Below are 17,866 nucleotides of genomic sequence, written 5' to 3'. Positions count from 1 at the left end.
GGATTAATATCAGGATTCCCCCAAGGCCGGTCTTATAGCGTCAGATTTTTACAGCTGAGCCTTCAAACAGAAGTTTTAATTAAGCAATAACCATGAATAAGCACAGGGATAAACCTGAGTTCAGTTTCAGGAAGAAATTATCAATAATTTTAGAGCGTCTGGTGCGTTGAACATTCCGTCATTATCAGCACTGAAAATGTGACTTTCCGCATCAAAGCGGACTCACAGCGTGACAATACAAACACTATCAAATCACTTAATGAAGTCTTGAATCGCAGAAAAGCCAAACAATAATTCACTGCGCTTTCACTACACGTTGACTTTACACCAAGACTAGCGCATATTTTACAGCACAAATTAACAAGACAATTTTTGGAGGACGTTTTCTATGCCAGCCCGTGATTATCCCGACAAGCGTGTTGCTCGCGGTGTAGCAAAGGAGGCCGATCTCAGGATGTTAAGTGCGCGCATCGATCCAGCGCTGATGGAGTACATCCGCATTACTGCGTATGAAACACGGAAAAGTAAGCAGGAAATCGTGGCGGAAGCGTTAGCACTTCACCGCCAAAGGAATCAGATTGTGTCATAAACACCGAAAGCCCGAAAAATCCCCCGGGCTTTTGCTGCTGTCTGGATTACTCCACCAGCGTATTTAACGTCTCCAGCGCCTCAGGCGGCAATACCAGATCGGCTGCCGCCAGGTTTTCACGCAGATGCGCCACCGAAGAAGTACCCGGGATCAAGAGGATATTTGGCGAGCGTTGCAGCAGCCATGCCAGCGCCACCTGCATAGGCGTCGCATCCAGTGAATCCGCCACCGCCTGTAGCCCGGAAGATTGCAATGGCGTGAAACCACCCAGTGGGAAGAACGGCACCCAGGCAATCCCCTGCTGCGCCAGCGAATCTACCAGCGCATCGTCACCGCGATTCACCACGTTGTACATGTTCTGTACGCATACCACGGAAACCGTCTTCTACGCTTCAGCCACCTGCGAAGCAGTGACGTTGCTCAGCCCAATATGGCGAACCAGCCCCTGTTGTTGCAGCTCCGCGAGGGTGCTTAGCGGCGCGGCAATCGAGCCTTCCGCTGGTCCGTGGGCGCTAAACATGATCCGCAGGTTAACCACGTCCAGCACATCTCGCTTCAGGTTGCGCAGGTTGTCATGCACCGCCTGCGTCAGCTCCTGGGCGGAAAACGCCGGCAGCCAGGAGGCGTCCTCGCCGCGTCGGGCTCCGATCTTAGTCACAATCGTAAGGTCGTCCCGGTACGGATGAAGCGCCTCGCAAATAAGCTGGTTGGTCACATGGGGGCCGTAAAAATCGCTGGTATCAATGTGATTTACCCCCGACTCTACCGCTTCACGCAACACCGCCAGCGCCGCATTTTTGTCTTTTGGCGGACCAAAAACGCCAGGTCCGGCAAGCTGCATCGCGCCATAGCCAAACCGTTTAACCGTACGCGTTCCGAGCGTGAATGTTCCGCATTTATCTATGCTGCTCATGCTGACCTTCCTCATAAAAATGATCCGGGTTTACAACAGGTTCCGCAACGAAACCATTAGTTAAGCAATAGTAAAATTAAAGTTTAAATTCGCTACGACGATAGTATTGATGTAACCCTGCCTCTTCTATTACGGATGACCGCCATGCTGAAAAATCTGCACGTGATTACCGGTATTATCTTTGCCCTCACCATATTCTGTCTGCTGCAAGTTGTCACGGGAGGGTTGTTCTACTCTGCCGTTAACAACGATCGTCACAACTTTCAGAACTCCGGGTTGCTTAATGCCCAGCAGGAGAGCCTGAGCGACAGTGTGAACACCCTGGTGAAAACGCGCGTTACCGTCACCCGCGTGGCGATCCGCTACCTGAAAAACCAGCGTGACCCGGCCTCTCTCGCGGCAATCAATACGCTGCTGGGCACCGCGAACGGTTCGCTGGCCAAAGCCGAAGACTATTACAAAAACTGGCAGGCGATTCCGCAGGTGAAGGGGCAAAATGCCGCACTCACCGAAGAGATGCAGAAAGCCTGGAAGAACATGCACGAGGTAATGCGCTTGTCCATTGCGTACTTGCGCGCCGATAACTATCAGGCCTATGGCGACCTGGACGCCCAGCAGGCGCAGGATGAGATGGAGGCGGTCTATACCCGCTGGCGCGCGGAAAACAACGTGCTGCTGAAAGCCGCCGCCGAAGAGAACCAGAACAGCTTTACCCAGATGCAGTGGACGCTGGCGGCGATCTTCCTGACCGTTATCGCCGTGCTGGTGGTGATCTGGCAGGGTTTACAGCACCTGCTCCTGAGACCGCTCAACGCCATCATGAACCATATTCGCACCATCGCGAGCGGCGATCTGACGCAAAACGTCGCGATTACCGGGCGCAACGAAATGGGCCAGCTGGCCGCCGGTCTGCATGAGATGCAACAGTCGCTGGTCAGCACCGTCAGCGCCGTGCGCGGCAGCACAGATTCTATCTACACGGGCGCAGGAGAAATTGCCGCCGGGAGTAACGACCTTTCCGCCCGAACCGAGCAGCAGGCAGCCTCGCTGGAAGAGACCGCCGCCAGCATGGAAGAGCTGACGGCCACGGTGAAACAGAACTCGGATAACGCTCGTCAGGCGACGCTGCTGGCAAAGAATGCGTCTGAAACCGCCGCACGCGGCGGCCAGGTGGTGAATAATGTAGTGCGTACCATGAATGACATTGCCGACAGTTCTCAGCAAATTGCGCATATCACCGGCGTTATCGATAGCATTGCCTTCCAGACCAACATTCTGGCGCTCAACGCGGCGGTTGAAGCCGCCAGTGCCGGCGAACAAGGCCGCGGCTTTGCGGTGGTGGCAGGCGAAGTACGGACGCTGGCCAGCCGCAGCGCGCAGGCGGCAAAAGAGATCAAAGGGCTTATTGAAAACTCCGTCAGCCGGGTGAATACCGGCTCGGAACAGGTGAGCGAGGCGGGTGCGACCATGAAAGAGATCGTCGCGGCCGTGACACGCGTAACCGATATTATGGCTGAAATCTCGTCGGCGTCTGACGAGCAAAGCCGCGGTATTGAACAGGTCAGCCTGGCGGTCTCGCAGATGGACAGCGTAACGCAGCAAAACGCCGCGCTGGTACAGGAGTCGGCAACGGCGGCGGCGGCGCTGGAAGATCAGTCTGAACAGCTGCGCCAGGCCGTGGCGGCATTCCGGCTGAACATGCAGGAAAACACCGCTCCGCGGCCAAAAAATACAAAAGCACCGCAACTGTTGCGTCCCGCCACGGTCAGTGCCTCAGGTGACACATACTGGGAGACGTTCTAGGCCTTACCGTTAACGGCTGCGCTTGGCGTGACGTTCCCAGTTCTCCTGTTTCGCCTCATCGGATTTTCGGAGTGAAACATAACATGCCCCGCTGCCGCCGTGATGCGGCAGCGCCACGCAGAAAGCCTGCACGTCCTCGAACTCAGTTAACCAGCGGGCAAGATAACTGCGCACCACGTTCGGGTGCGAATTCTGCTCGCGGCCCTTCCCGTGAATGATAATCAGGTTACGTAAACCGTCGCGGCTGGCCTGGCGAATGAAGGCGTACAGCATCTGGCGGCAGCGTTCGGCGGGCTGACGCAACAGATTTAAGCTGGCCTGTCGGGCGTATTTACCCGAGCGCAGCTTGTCAATAACGCCCTGCTGAACGCCCTCGCGCTGGAACATCAGCGGCTCTTCAAGCGGCAAGAGTTCCAGGAAACCCAGTGTGAGAAAGTTGTCGAGCTGCTCGGTATCGATCTCCTGGCGAACCCGGGTATTACGGCTTTGCTGCCAGTGGATATCGGTGCAGCGTTTCAGGGGCTGGACATCCTCCATGGCGTCAAGAAAAAGTGATTTGTCGTCAGGGTTCATGGAAATCCTCCGGGCACATCGGGGCTTGTACTATACCTGCACCGGGCAGGGGCCTCAATAACCCTTACCGCAAGGGGCAAGATAAATATTAATCTGATGAATATATATAGCTACCATTAAAGTTATTTAAATATTACTTAACTAAAACTACAGCAGAGTTAAAATAAGTGATTTGCGTTGAAATTTTGTAAAACCAATGACGTGCCGCCTTTCTTTTTTCAGGAAAGATGTTATACCTAAATATACCTGCCTCATGGATATAATACCCAGGATTTGCGAAAGGACGCACTGCTGTGTGTACTGTAGGGTCTGTCTGATGTCGGACAGGCTCTATTTTTTCTTTGGCAATTTCACGATAAAACTATTTTTCTCGCTTCCCTTCTGAATTGTGTAATTAATGATTCAGCCAGGGGCGTCTGGCGTGCATCACGGCGCTGAATTAAATAATAGGCCGCTCTGGGAAGTGTTTCCACAACCGGCAGCATGACCAGCCGGTGCGCCAGCAGCGGGTCACAGCCCAGCTCCTGCGGCAGCACGCTCAGGAAGTCACTTTGTGCGACAAGGCTAATACAGGACGAAAAGGTTTCGCAAACGACGCCAATACGCGGTATCTGCGAGCGATGATGAAATATATCCTCAAGCTGCTTATAATAACTTCCCCGCGGCGTTGGCATTGTCCAGTTATAACGAAGAAGTTCATTAATAGAGGTAGCCCCCAACGCCGGATGTCCTTCCCGACAAAATACCGCAAAAGGTTTCTCAAAGAGTTTTTCAAACGTAAACTCGTGATCGTAAGGCCCCTGATAATAGGTATTGATGGTAAAGTCCAGCTCACCCTGGCGTAATTCATTGATCATTGATACCAGCTGACCTTCCATAATCCGCACCTTGATCTGAGGATGCTGCGCATGAAAACGGGAGATAACGGCGGGCATCAGGCTGCGCGCCACGCTGGCACCCATCCCAATATTGATCTGCCCGGTCAGCTCCCCCTGACGCTGACGGATATCATCCTGCGCTGCGCGAAGCTCTTCCAGAATCAAATTAGCGCGGTGATAAAACCCTTCCCCGCACTCGGTCAGGGCGACACCTTTACTCCGGCGCACAAACAGCTGTGCCGCCATGCCCTCTTCCAGCTCTTTAATGGATTTAGTCAGCGCGGGCTGCGAAAGATTCAGCACCCGGCTGGCTCCGCGAATACTGCCCTGACGCGCCACTTCGACAAAAGCCCGAATTTGATGAAATTTAATCTGAAATGACATAGCCCGACCGATAACCGTTGTTTATCAGAGTAAAGAAACTGTCATCTACTTTAATGGAATCGGATGTGCGAGGGTAATTCCTGAACGGTTAAAACTGTGAAAAATCGCTTAGTGATAAGTAAAAACTATCACAGCGTGAAGCAGTTCACATATTTTAATGATGACAGGAAAAGATATGAACGCACTGGCGCAGTACATCCACACATTATCCCCCCAACTGAGCGCATGGCGTCGCGATTTTCACCATTTCGCGGAATCCGGCTGGGTGGAGTTTCGCACAGCCGCGAAAGTCTCGGAGATCCTGGACTCGCTGGGTTACGAGCTGGCGATGGGTCGCGATGTCGTGGATGCCGAAAGCCGGATGGGGTTGCCCGATGACGCAACCCTGGCGCGGGAATTTGCCCGCGCCCGCGCGCAAGGCGCACCGGAGAAATGGCTCGCGCCGTTCGAAGGCGGGTTCACCGGCATTGTCGCGACCCTGAATACTGGTCGCCCCGGCCCGACGCTGGCCTTTCGCGTGGACATGGATGCGCTTGATCTGAGCGAAGCGCATGACGACAGCCACCGGCCGTACCGCGACGGTTTTGCCTCCTGCAACCCGGGCATGATGCACGCCTGCGCGCATGACGGCCACACCACCATTGGTCTGGGGCTGGCGCAGGTGCTTAAGCAGCATGAAGCCCAGCTCAACGGCACCATCAAACTGCTCTTCCAGCCTGCCGAAGAGGGTACGCGCGGCGCCCGCGCTATGGTCGCTGCAGGGGCGCTGGACGACGTGGACTACTTTACCGCCATTCATATTGGAACCGGCGTTCCGGAAGGGACGGTGATCTGCGGCAGCGATAACTTCATGGCGACCACCAAATTTGACGTGCGCTTTACCGGCGTTGCCGCACACGCTGGCGGTAAACCGGAAGAGGGCCGTAACGCCCTGCTCGCGGCGGCCCAGGCCGCAATCGCGCTGCATGGCATCGCGCCACACAGCGAAGGCGCGTCCCGGGTTAACGTCGGAGTCATGCAGGCGGGCAGCGGACGCAACGTGGTTCCGGCTGATGCGTTGCTTAAGGTTGAAACCCGCGGTGAAAGCGAGGCGATAAATCAGTATGTCTTCGATCGCGCGCAGGCGGTGATTACCGGCGCGGCAGCACTCTACGGCGTAACAGCCGGGATAAACCTGATGGGGGCGGCGACCTCCAGTGCCCCCTCCCCGGCCTGGGTCGATTATCTGCGCGAACAGGCAAGCCAGGTGCCCGGCGTGACTCATGCCATTAATAAGGTCAAAGCGCCTGCGGGCTCCGAAGATGCCACGCTAATGATGGCCCGCGTGCAGCAGAACGGTGGCATGGCCTCGTATATGGTCTTCGGCACCGAACTGAGCGCCGGACATCACAACGAAAAATTCGATTTTGATGAGCAGGTGATGAACGTTGCCATCGAAACACTGGCGCGAACTGCGCTTAATTTCCCGTGGACGCGAGGTGTGTAATGCAGGAGAACTACGCTTTTATCGCTGATGCCATCGACACGCGATGTCAGACGTTTACCGATATTGCCGACGACATCTGGGATCATCCCGAAACGCGCTTTGAAGAGTTCTGGTCCGCCGAACGGCTTGCCAGCGCGCTGGAAGCCGAGGGCTTTACCCTGATGCGGGAAGCCGGAGGCATTCCCAACGCCTTTATTGCCAGCTACGGCAGCGGCAAGCCCGTTATCGCCCTTCTGGGCGAATACGACGCCCTGGCCGGGTTGAGCCAGCAGGCGCACTGCGCGACGGCGCAATCCGCCACCCCGGGGGCTAACGGCCATGGCTGCGGGCATAACCTGTTGGGTACTGCTGCCTTTGCCGGTGCGGTGGCGGTGAAAAGCTGGCTGGAACAGCACGGCGGCAGCGGAACGGTACGATTTTACGGCTGCCCCGGCGAGGAAGGCGGCTCCGGTAAAACCTTTATGGTGCGTGAAGGATTATTTGACGACGTGGACGCTGCCGTGACCTGGCATCCGGAAGCCTTTGCCGGGATGTTTAACGTCAGCACGCTGGCCAATATTCAGGCCGCCTGGCGATTTAAGGGGATCGCCGCCCACGCCGCAAACTCCCCACATCTGGGACGTAGCGCGCTGGATGCCGTGACGTTGATGACCACCGGCACAAACTTCCTCAACGAACACATCATTGAAAAAGCGCGCGTTCATTACGCCATCACCGATACCGGCGGAATTTCGCCTAACGTGGTGCAGGCTCAGGCAGAAGTGCTGTACCTGATCCGCGCTCCGGAGATGGCCGATGCGCAGCAGATCTACGCGCGCATCGAGAAAATCGCCCAGGGCGCGGCGATGATGACCGAAACCACTGTCGAGTGTCGCTTTGATAAAGCCTGCTCCAGCTATCTGCCGAACCGTACGCTCGAAGCGGCCATGTACCGCGCATTGCAGCATTACGGCACGCCGGACTGGACGGAAGAAGAACGCGAATTTGCCCGTGAAATCCGCGCCACGCTCACGGCAAACGACCTGCAAAACAGCCTGAAAAACATTGCCGCAACAGGAGCCGAAGAGGGAAAAGCCTTTGCCCGACGCCATCACGAAACGCTACTGGTGGATGAAGTTGCCCCTTACGCCATCACCGATAACGTGCTGGCAGGCTCCACCGACGTGGGGGATGTCAGCTGGAAGATGCCTGTCGCACAGTGCTTTAGCCCCTGTTTTACCGTCGGCACCCCGCTGCATACCTGGCAATTGGTGGCGCAGGGGCGTACCTCTATTGCCCATAAAGGCATGCTGCTGGCCGGAAAAGTGATGGGCGCGACCGCGCTGCATCTGCTTCAGGATGCCGACCTGCTGCGAAAATGTCGGGAAGAATTTGAACAACACATAACACAAAAACCGTACGAGTGTCCGATCCCACAGGACGTGACACCGTCACCTTTAAAATAAAAAAACACAACACAACACAACAACAGTCCCGAGGAACGCCCATGAGTATGTCATCCATACCTTCGCATTCCCCATCCGGTAAGCTCTATGGCTGGGTTGAAAGGATCGGCAATAAAGTGCCGCACCCTTTCCTGCTTTTTATCTATTTAATTGTCATCCTGATGGTCGCGACAGCCGTGCTGTCCGCCTTTGATGTGAGCGTGCGCAGCCCGGCCGACGGCAGCATGGTGGCCGTAAAAAATCTGCTCAGCGTGGAGGGGTTGCACTGGTTTTTGCCGAACGTGATTAAAAACTTCAGCGGTTTTGCGCCGCTGGGCGCCATCCTGGCGCTGGTGTTAGGCGCGGGTCTGGCCGAACGCGTGGGTCTGCTGCCCGCGCTGATGGTGAAAATGGCCTCGCACGTCAGCGCGCGTTATGCCAGCTATATGGTGCTGTTTATTGCCTTCTTCAGCCATATCTCGTCCGACGCGGCGCTGGTGATCATGCCGCCGATGGGGGCGCTGATTTTCCTCGCCGTTGGCCGTCATCCTGTTGCGGGCCTGCTGTCGGCGATCGCAGGCGTCGGCTGTGGGTTTACCGCTAACCTGCTTATCGTGACCACCGATGTGCTGCTCTCCGGCATCAGCACGGAGGCTGCCAGCACCATCGATGCGGCCATGCACGTCAGCGTGATCGACAACTGGTACTTTATGGCCAGTTCGGTGATTGTCCTGACGATTGTCGGGGGGCTGATTACCGATAAGATCGTTGAGCCGCGCCTGGGTAAATGGGAAGGCCGGAGCGATGAAAAGCTGGAGACGCTGAGCAAAGAGCAGCAGTTCGGCCTGCGCGTCGCCGGGATCGTCTCGCTGGCATTCATTGCGGCTGTGGCGCTGATGGTGGTGCCGGAGAATGGCGTGTTGCGCGATCCGATCAAACACACCGTACTTCCCTCGCCGTTTATTCAAGGTATTGTGCCGCTGATAATTCTCTTCTTCTTCGTCGTTTCGCTCGCCTACGGCATCGCTACCGGTAAAATCCGCCGTCAGGGAGATCTGCCGCACCTGATGATCGAGCCGATGAAGGAGATGGCGGGTTTTATCGTGATGGTGTTCCCGCTGGCGCAGTTTGTGGCCATGTTTAACTGGAGCAACATGGGCAAGTTTATGGCCGTGAGCCTGACGGACGCGCTGGAGGCGGCGGGGTTGAGCGGGGTTCCGGCGTTTGTCGGCCTGGCGCTGCTGTCGTCCCTGCTGTGCATGTTTATTGCCAGCGGGTCGGCCATCTGGTCGATTCTGGCCCCCATTTTTGTCCCCATGTTTATGATGCTCGGCTTTCATCCGGCGTTCGCCCAGATCCTGTTCCGTGTCGCCGATTCTTCGGTGATCCCGCTGGCGCCCGTGTCACCCTTCGTTCCGCTGTTTTTAGGCTTCCTGCAACGCTACAGACCGGAGGCTAAGCTGGGTACCTACTATTCGTTGGTCTTGCCCTATCCGCTTATCTTCTTAGGGGTATGGCTGGTGATGCTGGTGGCGTGGTATCTTGTCGGCCTGCCGATTGGACCGGGTATTTACCCGAGGCTGAACTAAGGAATACTGATGCTGAGATTACTCGAAGACAAGATTGCGACACCGCTGGGGCCGCTGTGGGTTATCGCGGATGAAGCGTTCAATCTTCGCGCTGTTGAGTGGGAAGAGCACAGCGACCGGATGGTTGAGCTGCTCAACATTCATTATCGCGCCGAGGGTTACGAGCGTATTACAGCCCGTAATCCTGGCGGGCTGAGCGATAAACTGGCGGCCTACTTCGAGGGCGATCTCAGCATTATTAATACCCTGCCAACCGCCACGGCGGGTACCCCTTTTCAGCGCGAGGTGTGGCAGGCGCTACGTAACATTCCCTGCGGGCAGGTGATGCACTACGGTCAGCTGGCAGAGCAGCTTGGCCGTACCGGCGCGGCGCGCGCAGTCGGTGCGGCGAATGGCTCAAATCCCGTCAGCATTGTGGTGCCTTGCCATCGCGTGATCGGGCGCAACGGCACCCTCACCGGCTATGCCGGGGGCGTACAGCGTAAAGAGTGGCTGCTGCGTCACGAAGGGTATTTTCTGCTGTAATTCCCAGGCTTTTTGTGCTTAATTTTCTTCCTGTTAGGCTAATAATCCTTAATCATTCTGTGGAATTTCAAGGAGATGGCAGCTCGCTGCCGTCTCTTATCTTTATTGGGGGTTTGCCAGACTTACGTCCTTACCAAAAAGATGTTAAAATTGACCAATATCAATTAAGGCTTGAGCAAACCTATGATCCCGGAAAAGCGAATTATACGACGCATTCAGTCTGGCGGTTGTGCTATCCATTGCCAGGATTGCAGCATCAGCCAGCTCTGTATCCCGTTTACTCTGAATGAGCATGAACTCGATCAGCTTGACAATATCATCGAGCGCAAAAAGCCTATTCAGAAAGGGCAGACGCTGTTTAAAGCGGGAGACGAACTGAAATCGCTCTATGCTATCCGTTCTGGCACCATCAAAAGCTACACCATTACCGAACAGGGCGACGAGCAGATCACTGGCTTCCATCTGGCGGGCGATTTAGTGGGCTTTGACGCCATCGGCAGTGGCCATCACCCGAGCTTTGCTCAGGCGCTGGAAACCTCTATGGTTTGTGAAATCCCGTTTGAAACGCTGGACGATCTGTCCGGTAAGATGCCGAACCTGCGTCAGCAGATGATGCGTCTGATGAGCGGTGAGATCAAAGGCGATCAGGATATGATCCTGCTGCTTTCCAAAAAGAACGCCGAAGAGCGTCTGGCCGCCTTTATCTATAACCTCTCCCGCCGTTTCGCGGAACGTGGCTTCTCCCCACGCGAATTCCGTCTGACCATGACGCGTGGCGATATTGGTAACTATCTGGGCCTGACCGTGGAAACCATCAGCCGTCTGCTGGGTCGTTTCCAGAAGAGCGGAATGCTGGCGGTTAAAGGTAAGTACATCACCATTGAAAACGGTGAAGCGCTGGCCATTCTGGCGGGTCACTCACGTAACGTGGCATAACTCTCCCGGATATCTTATGCCAGGTCGATAAATTTTCATGATTATTGATCTGGCAAAAACTTCCCCCCTGTTTCATTCAAGATATATAGGTTACTCTTTTACTTACAGACTGTGGTGACAGTAGTAAGGAGACCTGTATGGCAAAGTATCAAAATATGCTGGTGGCTATCGATCCGAATCAGGACGATCAGCCAGCATTACGACGTGCTGTGTATTTACATCAACGGATTGGTGGCAAAATTAAAGCCTTTTTGCCGATTTATGATTTCTCATACGAGATGACCACCCTTCTGTCGCCTGACGAGCGCACCGCTATGCGTCAGGGAGTGATCAGCCAGCGTACCGCGTGGATCCGCGAGCAGGCGAAGTATTATCTGGAAGCGGGCGTACCTATCGATATCAAGGTGGTTTGGCACAACCGTCCTTTTGAAGCCATTATTCAGGAAGTGGTGGCCGGTGGGCATGACCTGTTGCTGAAAATGGCGCACCAGCATGACAAACTGGAATCCGTGATTTTCACCCCGACCGACTGGCACCTGCTGCGCAAATGCCCTTGTCCGGTATGGATGGTGAAAGATCAGCCGTGGCCTGAGGGCGGGAAAGCCGTCGTGGCGGTCAATCTGGCCAGCGAAGAGGATTATCACAATTCGCTGAACGAGAAGCTGGTGAAGGAGACCCTTCAGCTTGCCGACCAGGTTAACCATACCGAAGTCCATCTGGTGGGAGCCTATCCGGTCACGCCAATCAATATCGCCATCGAACTGCCTGAATTTGACCCGAGCGTGTATAACGACGCGATTCGCGGTCAGCATCTGCTGGCCATGAAAGCGCTGCGGCAGAAATTCAGTATCGATGAGAACATGACCCACGTAGAAAAAGGGTTACCGGAAGAGGTTATTCCGGATCTGGCGGAGCATTTGCAGGCCGGGATTGTGGTGCTGGGCACCATTGGCCGGACCGGTATTTCTGCCGCGTTCCTGGGTAATACCGCCGAGCAGGTGATCGACCATCTTCGCTGCGACCTTCTGGTTATCAAGCCGGATCAGTATCAGACGCCGGTTGAACTGGACGATGAGGAAGACGATTGACCCCAAAATGAAAGCCCGCCGGTAACGGCGGGCTTTTTTTATTGCGCTTCGCTCAACCGTTGCGCCGGTGCCTCGTCGCCAGCATTCATCCAGGGCGCGTGCAGAACCATGCTCGGCAGCGCCAGCTTGATCTCCTGCTGGTTCAGCCCCTCCAGAATACGAATATTGATCTCCTGCTGAATATCCATGTACTTGTTGTAATCCGCCGTATTAACGATATGGACCACCTCGAAGGTCAGGCGATCGCGATCGAAGCCCAGGAAATGGGCGCGGTCAAACTTCGTTTCCCCGACGTCGGTAATGATCTGTTTGACCATATCACCCACTGAACGCAGTTTTTCCGGCGCCGTGTCGCTGGCGACCCCGAAGGTAAAGACGATCCGGCGCGTTTGCATCCGCTTGTAGTTATGCAGCGTCTGTTGCAGCAGGATGGCGTTCCCGCAGACAATCTGCTCCCCGCTCAGGCTACGGATACGGGTGGTTTTCAGGCCGATGTGCTCTACCGTCCCGGCGACATCGTTAAACACCACAAAATCGCCGATTTCGAACGGCTTATCAAAACCGATGGAGAGCGATGCAAACACGTCGCTCAGGATCGTTTGCACCGCGAGGGCGATAGCAATACCCCCTACCCCAAGGCTGGCAACCAGAGCAGTGATGTTGACGCCCGCGTTAGCAAGGATAGACAGCAGCATCACTGACCAGACAATGGCACGGAGGATAAGCCCCGTGATCACCAGCGTCACCGGGTTTTTATGGCTTCCCGGCGCCAGCATGACGTGACGAAGCCACGACACCACCCCCTGATCCATCCACAGCGCCACCTGGATAGCGAAGACCAGGAACCAGGCGTGGCTAACGGTACCAAAGAGATGATCCGGTAAGTCGACGAAACGCAGGCTGAACAGCAGCGCCACGACAAAAAGCAGGAAGCGGCTGGTGCGGTTAAGCATATCCGTCAGGATAAAACGCATCCGGTTGGTGGTGGGATGCTTGTCGCCCCAGGTGGTGATCCCTTTCTTAACAAAGGCGATCAGGCGCGTCAGCAGCCAGTACACCAGCAGAGTTACAAAGACTACCGTGGCGACGCCAATCCAGAATGATGGCGTCATCATCAGCGCGATGATGTCAAAGCGGGACAGAAATTGCATTACACCTCCTCGTATTACACAAAGGGTAAAGTATAGACAGAGGAGAATAGCTGACCGCAGAAATAAGAAAACCGCCCCCAGGGGCGGTTTGACAGGATGAAGCGGAATTAAAGAGATTTCAGAATCGCATCCACGCTGGCCTTGGCGTCGCCAAACAGCATGTGGGTGTTATCTTTAAAGAACAGCGGGTTCTGCACGCCAGCATAGCCGGTGTTCATAGAGCGTTTGAAGACAATGACGTTCTGCGCCTTCCACACTTCGAGAACAGGCATACCCGCAATCGGGCTGCGCGGATCGTCCTGCGCCGCCGGGTTAACGGTGTCGTTGGCGCCAATCACCAGCACGGTGTCGGTGTCGGCGAAATCATCGTTGATCTCGTCCATTTCCAGAACGATGTCGTAAGGCACCTTCGCTTCCGCCAGCAGCACGTTCATGTGGCCTGGCAGACGCCCCGCCACCGGGTGAATACCAAAGCGAACCTTGATACCGCGCGCGCGCAGTTTCTCGGTGATTTCCGCCACCGGATACTGCGCCTGCGCCACCGCCATGCCATAGCCCGGGGTGATGATAACGGAATGCGAGTTTTTCAGCATCTCTGCGGTGTCTTCCGCACTGATTTCACGGTGTTCACCCACTTCCTCATCAGAACCGGTTGATGAACCGTCAGAACCGAAGCCACCCGCGATGACGCTAATAAACGAGCGGTTCATCGCCTTACACATGATGTAAGACAGGATCGCACCGGAAGAACCGACCAGCGCACCGGTGACAATCAGCAGGTCGTTGCTCAGCATGAAGCCTGCTGCCGCCGCTGCCCAACCGGAATAGGAGTTCAGCATGGAGACGACTACCGGCATATCTGCCCCGCCGATAGACGCCACCAGATGCCAGCCGAAGGCCAGCGCGATAATGGTCATCACCAGTAACGCCAGCACCTGCAAGCCTACGCTTTCGGTACGCACGAAGACCACCAGCAGCACAAAGGAAACGACCAGCGCCGCCAGATTCAGCTTGTGGCGGTTAGGCAGCATCAGCGGTTTGGAAGAGATCTTCCCGCGCAGTTTGCCGAACGCCACGATTGAGCCGGTGAAGGTCACCGCGCCAATGAAGATGCCGAGGAACACTTCGGTCAGGTGGATGTTCACCAGAATCGGTTCCAGACCCGGTTCGTGGTACAGATAGCTGTTGAAGCCCACCAGCACCGCGGCCAGACCCACGAAGCTGTGCAGAATAGCAACCAGCTCCGGCATCTCGGTCATTTCAACGCGTTTCGCCAGACGAATACCAATCGCACCACCGATGATCATCGCCACCAGGATCCACGCCACGTTGCCGGTGTCCGGCCCAAAGATGGTGGCAATCAGCGCAATCGCCATCCCGGCGATACCAAAGTTATTTCCCTGCTGAGACGTTTCGTGTTTGGAAAGCCCCGCCAGACTGAAAATAAACAGGATTGCAGCAACAATGTATGCGGCTGTAACTAATCCTCCAGACATATGCTACCCCTTAGCCTTTACGAAACATTTTCAGCATGCGCTGAGTCACGGTGAAACCACCGAAAATATTGATACTGGCGATCAGCACTGCAATGAAGCTCAGGAAGCTGATCCAGCCGCCATGACCAATTTGCAGCAATGCCCCAACCACGATAATCCCGGAGATGGCATTGGTAACCGACATCAGCGGGGTATGCAGCGCATGGGAAACGTTCCACACGACGTAGTAACCCACCACGCAGGAGAGCGCGAAGACGGTGAAGTGGCCAAGGAACTCTTTTGGCGCGACGTCCGCCAGCCAGCCAAACAGGATAATGACCAGCGCCATGATGGCGTATTTGCGCCACGGCGACGCAGGTTTCGCTGGTTCTGCAGGCTCAGGCGCCGCTTTCGGCGCAGCCTGAGGCTGAGCGGAAACCTGTATCGGCGGTGCAGGCCAGGTGATTTCCCCTTCACGCACCACGGTCACGCCGCGCACCACCACATCATCAAAATCAACGGTGATGTTGCCGTCTTTCTCTTTGCAGAGCAGCTTCAGCAGATTAACGAGGTTCGTGCCGTACAGCTGAGAGGACTGGGTTGGCAGACGTCCTGGCAGGTCGGTATAACCGATCACCTTCACGCCGTTCGCGGTCGTCGTGACCTGATTTGGCACGGTATACTCACAGTTACCGCCGTTTTGCGCCGCCAGATCGACAATCACGCTGCCCGGCTGCATGGAATCCACCATCTCACGGGTGATCAGCTTCGGTGCCGGTTTACCCGGAATAAGCGCGGTGGTGACAATGATGTCCACCTCTTTTGCCTGCGCCGCAAAAAGCGCCATTTCCGCCTTAATAAAGGCTTCAGACATGACCTTCGCGTAACCATCACCGCTGCCCGCTTCTTCCTTGAAGTCCAGCTCAAGGAATTCGGCGCCCATACTCTGCACCTGCTCCTTCACTTCCGGCCGGGTATCAAACGCACGAACAATAGCGCCCAGGCTGTTTGCGGCCCCAATGGCGGCAAGACCTGCCACACCGGCACCAATTACCATCACCTTCGCGGGTGGTACTTTGCCTGCGGCCGTAATTTGACCGGTAAAGAAGCGACCAAACTCATGCGCAGCTTCGACAATGGCGCGATAGCCGGCAATGTTTGCCATAGAACTCAGCGCATCCAGAGACTGCGCGCGCGAAATACGCGGCACGGAATCCATCGCCATCACGGTGACACCGCGTGCCGCCAGCTTCTCCATCAGCTCCGGGTTTTGGGCTGGCCAGACAAAGCTCACAAGCGTCGTGCCCGCGTTCAGCAGTTCAATTTCACTCTCTTCCGGTGCGTTTACCTTCAGAATAATGGGTGATTGCCAGACCTCAGCACCGTCCACTACGTCCGCGCCAGCCTGAGTAAAGGCCTCGTCATCGAAACTCGCCAGTTTGCCCGCGCCGCTTTCAATCGCGACGGTAAAACCCAGTTTAAGCAGTTGCTCCACCGTTTTTGGTGTTGCCGCTACGCGGGTTTCATTGGCTAACCGTTCTTTTGGTACCCCAATACGCATAGTTTTCCCTTCCATCGGTTTGTGATGATGGTTTGTCGATAATTGCCCGCGGTTCGTATCAATTTTCACCATCGCGATAACGACGGAGAATGATTAACCCCGGAAAATAAAACAGTAACAAACTTTCTATAACCTACTGAAAATAGCGCCCGTGATCTACCGCCAGAAAACACTATTTCTTATTTTATCTGTGAAAAATAAGCGATCGGGGTCACTGACAGAGATATTTACCTTAAATTCGCCTTCAGGACCGATAAATCGCGCAAGCGAAGCGGTAAAAACATGATATAGCGCCATAAAAGAACAACTCATTAACATTAAATTAACTTGTAAAAGTCATATGCTTAATCAGTTTTTCTTGTGAAACGCCTGTTTTTTCCACATATCACAAAATGTTATCGAATCAGGTCCTTTGCTGAGCACAGGCTGTGAAAAATGCCGCAGACAGCGACGGGTGTTAAATGCCATAATCGGGACCGTCTCAAATTAACAACAACACCAGTACATGGTTTGCGCAAGGCGAAGGATTATTTTTATGAAGCTTAAGAACACACTCCTGGCGTCCGCACTTCTTTCCGCGACCGCCCTGTCAGCGAATGCTGCGACAGAGTTGACGCCGGAGCAAGCGGCAGCGTTAAAACCTTTTGACCATACGGTCATTGTGGGTCGGTATAATTCCATTGGCGATGCCGTCGCCGCCGCATCAAAAGCCGCCGATAAAAACGGCGCTGCCTCGTTTTACGTTGTTGACCAGTCCGATCAGGGCAACAGCGGTAACCAGCGCGTGACTGTTGCGCTGTACAAAGAGAATGCCCCAAAGGCAGATGAACAGAAAAACCGCGTTATTAACGGCATTGTTGAACTGCCGAAAGATCAGGCTGTTCAGCTGGAACCGTATGACACCGTGACCGTTCAGGGCTTCTACCGCAGCCAGCCTGAAGTTAACGATGCCATCACCAAAGCCGCGAGAGAAAAAGGCGCTTACGCGTTTTATATCGTGCGTCAGGTTGATGCCAACCAGGGCGGAAACCAGCGCATTACCGCCTTCATCTATAAGCAAGATGCGAAAAAACGCGTAGTGCAAAGCCCGGATGCGATTCCAGCGGATTCAGAAGCCGGTCGTGCTGCGTTAGCAAAAGGCGGTGAAGAAGCGAAGAAAGTTGAAATTCCGGGCGTAGCAACGTCTGCGGCACCAAGCGCAGAAGTGGGTCGTTTCTTTGAAACCCAATCCACCAAAGGCGGTCGTTATACCGTTACGTTACCAGACGGCACGAAAATTGAAGAGCTGAACAAAGCCACTGCCGCGCAGATGGTGCCGTTCGACAGCATCAAGTTTACGGGCAACTATGGCAACATGACAGAAATCTCCTATCAGGTGGCGAAGCGTGCTGCGAAGAAAGGCGCGAAGTATTACCACATCACCCGCCAGTGGCAGGAACGTGGCAACAACCTGACCATCAGTGCTGATCTGTACAAGTAACAAAACGGTTT

14 protein-coding genes and 1 pseudogene are annotated in these 17,866 nt (G+C 55.0%); 9 read left to right on the top strand and 6 right to left on the bottom strand.

The window, feature by feature from the left end:
* Window positions 1–388 precede the first annotated feature (388 nt).
* Window positions 389–589: a hypothetical protein gene (locus ACOTXC_RS00155; RefSeq protein ID WP_023299982.1), complete on the top strand. Its 201-nt coding sequence runs from the start codon at window positions 389–391 to the stop codon at window positions 587–589.
* A 46-nt stretch (window positions 590–635) separates the two neighbouring features.
* Here the strand turns inward: ACOTXC_RS00155 and ACOTXC_RS00150 are convergent.
* Window positions 636–1,502, bottom strand: a pseudogene (locus tag ACOTXC_RS00150) (aldo/keto reductase family oxidoreductase).
* A gap of 144 nt (window positions 1,503–1,646) precedes the next feature.
* On the opposite strand from ACOTXC_RS00150, the gene tcp reads away from it, so the two are divergent.
* Window positions 1,647–3,305 carry a methyl-accepting chemotaxis citrate transducer gene (tcp, locus tag ACOTXC_RS00145; protein WP_421767270.1) on the top strand — a complete coding sequence of 553 codons (1,659 nt, stop codon included), beginning with the start codon at window positions 1,647–1,649 and terminating at the stop codon, window positions 3,303–3,305.
* Window positions 3,306–3,314: 9 nt separating this feature from the next.
* Here the strand turns inward: tcp and smrA are convergent, their stop codons facing one another.
* Together smrA and ACOTXC_RS00135 are read right to left on the bottom strand one after the other, a co-directional pair.
* A complete protein-coding gene (gene smrA / locus ACOTXC_RS00140) occupies window positions 3,315–3,878 on the bottom strand; it encodes a DNA endonuclease SmrA (RefSeq protein ID WP_023299979.1) in 564 nt (187 codons plus the stop codon).
* A 350-nt stretch (window positions 3,879–4,228) separates the two neighbouring features.
* Window positions 4,229–5,140: a LysR family transcriptional regulator gene (locus ACOTXC_RS00135; RefSeq protein WP_193543329.1), complete on the bottom strand. Its 912-nt coding sequence runs from the start codon at window positions 5,138–5,140 to the stop codon at window positions 4,229–4,231.
* 175 nt (window positions 5,141–5,315) lie between these two features.
* On the opposite strand from ACOTXC_RS00135, the gene ACOTXC_RS00130 reads away from it, so the two are divergent.
* From ACOTXC_RS00130 to uspE, 6 genes are all read left to right on the top strand, one after another.
* The gene (locus ACOTXC_RS00130; RefSeq protein ID WP_421767269.1) at window positions 5,316–6,626 is read left to right on the top strand and encodes a M20 family metallo-hydrolase; all 1,311 of its coding nucleotides are present in this window, start codon (window positions 5,316–5,318) and stop codon (window positions 6,624–6,626) included.
* Entirely contained in the window at window positions 6,626–8,071 is a 1,446-nt protein-coding gene (locus ACOTXC_RS00125; protein WP_105322727.1) for a M20 family metallopeptidase, read from the top strand. Before ACOTXC_RS00130 ends, ACOTXC_RS00125 begins: the two co-directional genes overlap by 1 nt.
* A gap of 41 nt (window positions 8,072–8,112) precedes the next feature.
* Window positions 8,113–9,639, top strand: a complete 1,527-nt coding sequence (gene abgT / locus ACOTXC_RS00120) for a p-aminobenzoyl-glutamate transporter (protein WP_022647942.1) — start codon at window positions 8,113–8,115, stop codon at window positions 9,637–9,639.
* Between the two features lie 9 nt (window positions 9,640–9,648).
* Entirely contained in the window at window positions 9,649–10,164 is a 516-nt protein-coding gene (gene ogt / locus ACOTXC_RS00115; protein ID WP_023306088.1) for a methylated-DNA--[protein]-cysteine S-methyltransferase, read from the top strand.
* A 183-nt stretch (window positions 10,165–10,347) separates the two neighbouring features.
* Window positions 10,348–11,100: a fumarate/nitrate reduction transcriptional regulator Fnr gene (gene fnr / locus ACOTXC_RS00110; protein WP_000611906.1), complete on the top strand. Its 753-nt coding sequence runs from the start codon at window positions 10,348–10,350 to the stop codon at window positions 11,098–11,100.
* A gap of 137 nt (window positions 11,101–11,237) precedes the next feature.
* Complete coding sequence (uspE, locus tag ACOTXC_RS00105; RefSeq protein ID WP_003857535.1) at window positions 11,238–12,188, top strand: universal stress protein UspE; 951 nt, start codon at window positions 11,238–11,240, stop codon at window positions 12,186–12,188.
* A gap of 38 nt (window positions 12,189–12,226) precedes the next feature.
* Here uspE and ACOTXC_RS00100 read toward each other — a convergent pair whose 3' ends face one another.
* The 3 genes from ACOTXC_RS00100 to pntA all read right to left on the bottom strand — a co-directional run bounded on the left by ACOTXC_RS00100 (window position 12,227) and on the right by pntA (window position 16,375).
* Window positions 12,227–13,339 (bottom strand): mechanosensitive ion channel family protein, encoded by a 1,113-nt coding sequence (locus tag ACOTXC_RS00100; RefSeq protein WP_022647940.1) that lies wholly within the window; start codon window positions 13,337–13,339, stop codon window positions 12,227–12,229.
* Between the two features lie 107 nt (window positions 13,340–13,446).
* On the bottom strand, window positions 13,447–14,835 hold the full coding sequence (pntB, locus tag ACOTXC_RS00095; protein WP_022647939.1) for a Re/Si-specific NAD(P)(+) transhydrogenase subunit beta: 1,389 nt from the start codon (window positions 14,833–14,835) through the stop codon (window positions 13,447–13,449).
* A 10-nt stretch (window positions 14,836–14,845) separates the two neighbouring features.
* Complete coding sequence (gene pntA / locus ACOTXC_RS00090; protein ID WP_017384575.1) at window positions 14,846–16,375, bottom strand: Re/Si-specific NAD(P)(+) transhydrogenase subunit alpha; 1,530 nt, start codon at window positions 16,373–16,375, stop codon at window positions 14,846–14,848.
* Window positions 16,376–16,910: 535 nt separating this feature from the next.
* Here pntA and ydgH point away from each other — a divergent pair.
* Window positions 16,911–17,855, top strand: a complete 945-nt coding sequence (ydgH, locus tag ACOTXC_RS00085) for a DUF1471 family protein YdgH (protein ID WP_022647937.1) — start codon at window positions 16,911–16,913, stop codon at window positions 17,853–17,855.
* Window positions 17,856–17,866 lie beyond the last annotated feature (11 nt).

Origin of the sequence: Enterobacter cloacae complex sp. IR5428 (assembly GCF_049238585.1) — a bacterium.
Classification (GTDB): domain Bacteria; phylum Pseudomonadota; class Gammaproteobacteria; order Enterobacterales; family Enterobacteriaceae; genus Enterobacter; species Enterobacter intestinihominis.
The sequence above is the reverse complement of the archived record's forward strand: the minus strand, read 5'-3'. Positions and strand labels throughout refer to the sequence as shown.

Bases quoted from the DNA above. Each gene is read 5' to 3' on its own strand.
- ACOTXC_RS00155 (WP_023299982.1), top strand. From the start codon at position 389: ATGCCAGCCCGTGATTATCCCGACAAGCGTGTTGCTCGCGGTGTAGCA.
- tcp (WP_421767270.1), top strand. From the start codon at position 1,647: ATGCTGAAAAATCTGCACGTGATTACCGGTATTATCTTTGCCCTCACC.
- smrA (WP_023299979.1), bottom strand. From the start codon at position 3,878: ATGAACCCTGACGACAAATCACTTTTTCTTGACGCCATGGAGGATGTC.
- ACOTXC_RS00135 (WP_193543329.1), bottom strand. From the start codon at position 5,140: ATGTCATTTCAGATTAAATTTCATCAAATTCGGGCTTTTGTCGAAGTG.
- ACOTXC_RS00130 (WP_421767269.1), top strand. From the start codon at position 5,316: ATGAACGCACTGGCGCAGTACATCCACACATTATCCCCCCAACTGAGC.
- ACOTXC_RS00125 (WP_105322727.1), top strand. From the start codon at position 6,626: ATGCAGGAGAACTACGCTTTTATCGCTGATGCCATCGACACGCGATGT.
- abgT (WP_022647942.1), top strand. From the start codon at position 8,113: ATGAGTATGTCATCCATACCTTCGCATTCCCCATCCGGTAAGCTCTAT.
- ogt (WP_023306088.1), top strand. From the start codon at position 9,649: ATGCTGAGATTACTCGAAGACAAGATTGCGACACCGCTGGGGCCGCTG.
- fnr (WP_000611906.1), top strand. From the start codon at position 10,348: ATGATCCCGGAAAAGCGAATTATACGACGCATTCAGTCTGGCGGTTGT.
- uspE (WP_003857535.1), top strand. From the start codon at position 11,238: ATGGCAAAGTATCAAAATATGCTGGTGGCTATCGATCCGAATCAGGAC.
- ACOTXC_RS00100 (WP_022647940.1), bottom strand. From the start codon at position 13,339: ATGCAATTTCTGTCCCGCTTTGACATCATCGCGCTGATGATGACGCCA.
- pntB (WP_022647939.1), bottom strand. From the start codon at position 14,835: ATGTCTGGAGGATTAGTTACAGCCGCATACATTGTTGCTGCAATCCTG.
- pntA (WP_017384575.1), bottom strand. From the start codon at position 16,375: ATGCGTATTGGGGTACCAAAAGAACGGTTAGCCAATGAAACCCGCGTA.
- ydgH (WP_022647937.1), top strand. From the start codon at position 16,911: ATGAAGCTTAAGAACACACTCCTGGCGTCCGCACTTCTTTCCGCGACC.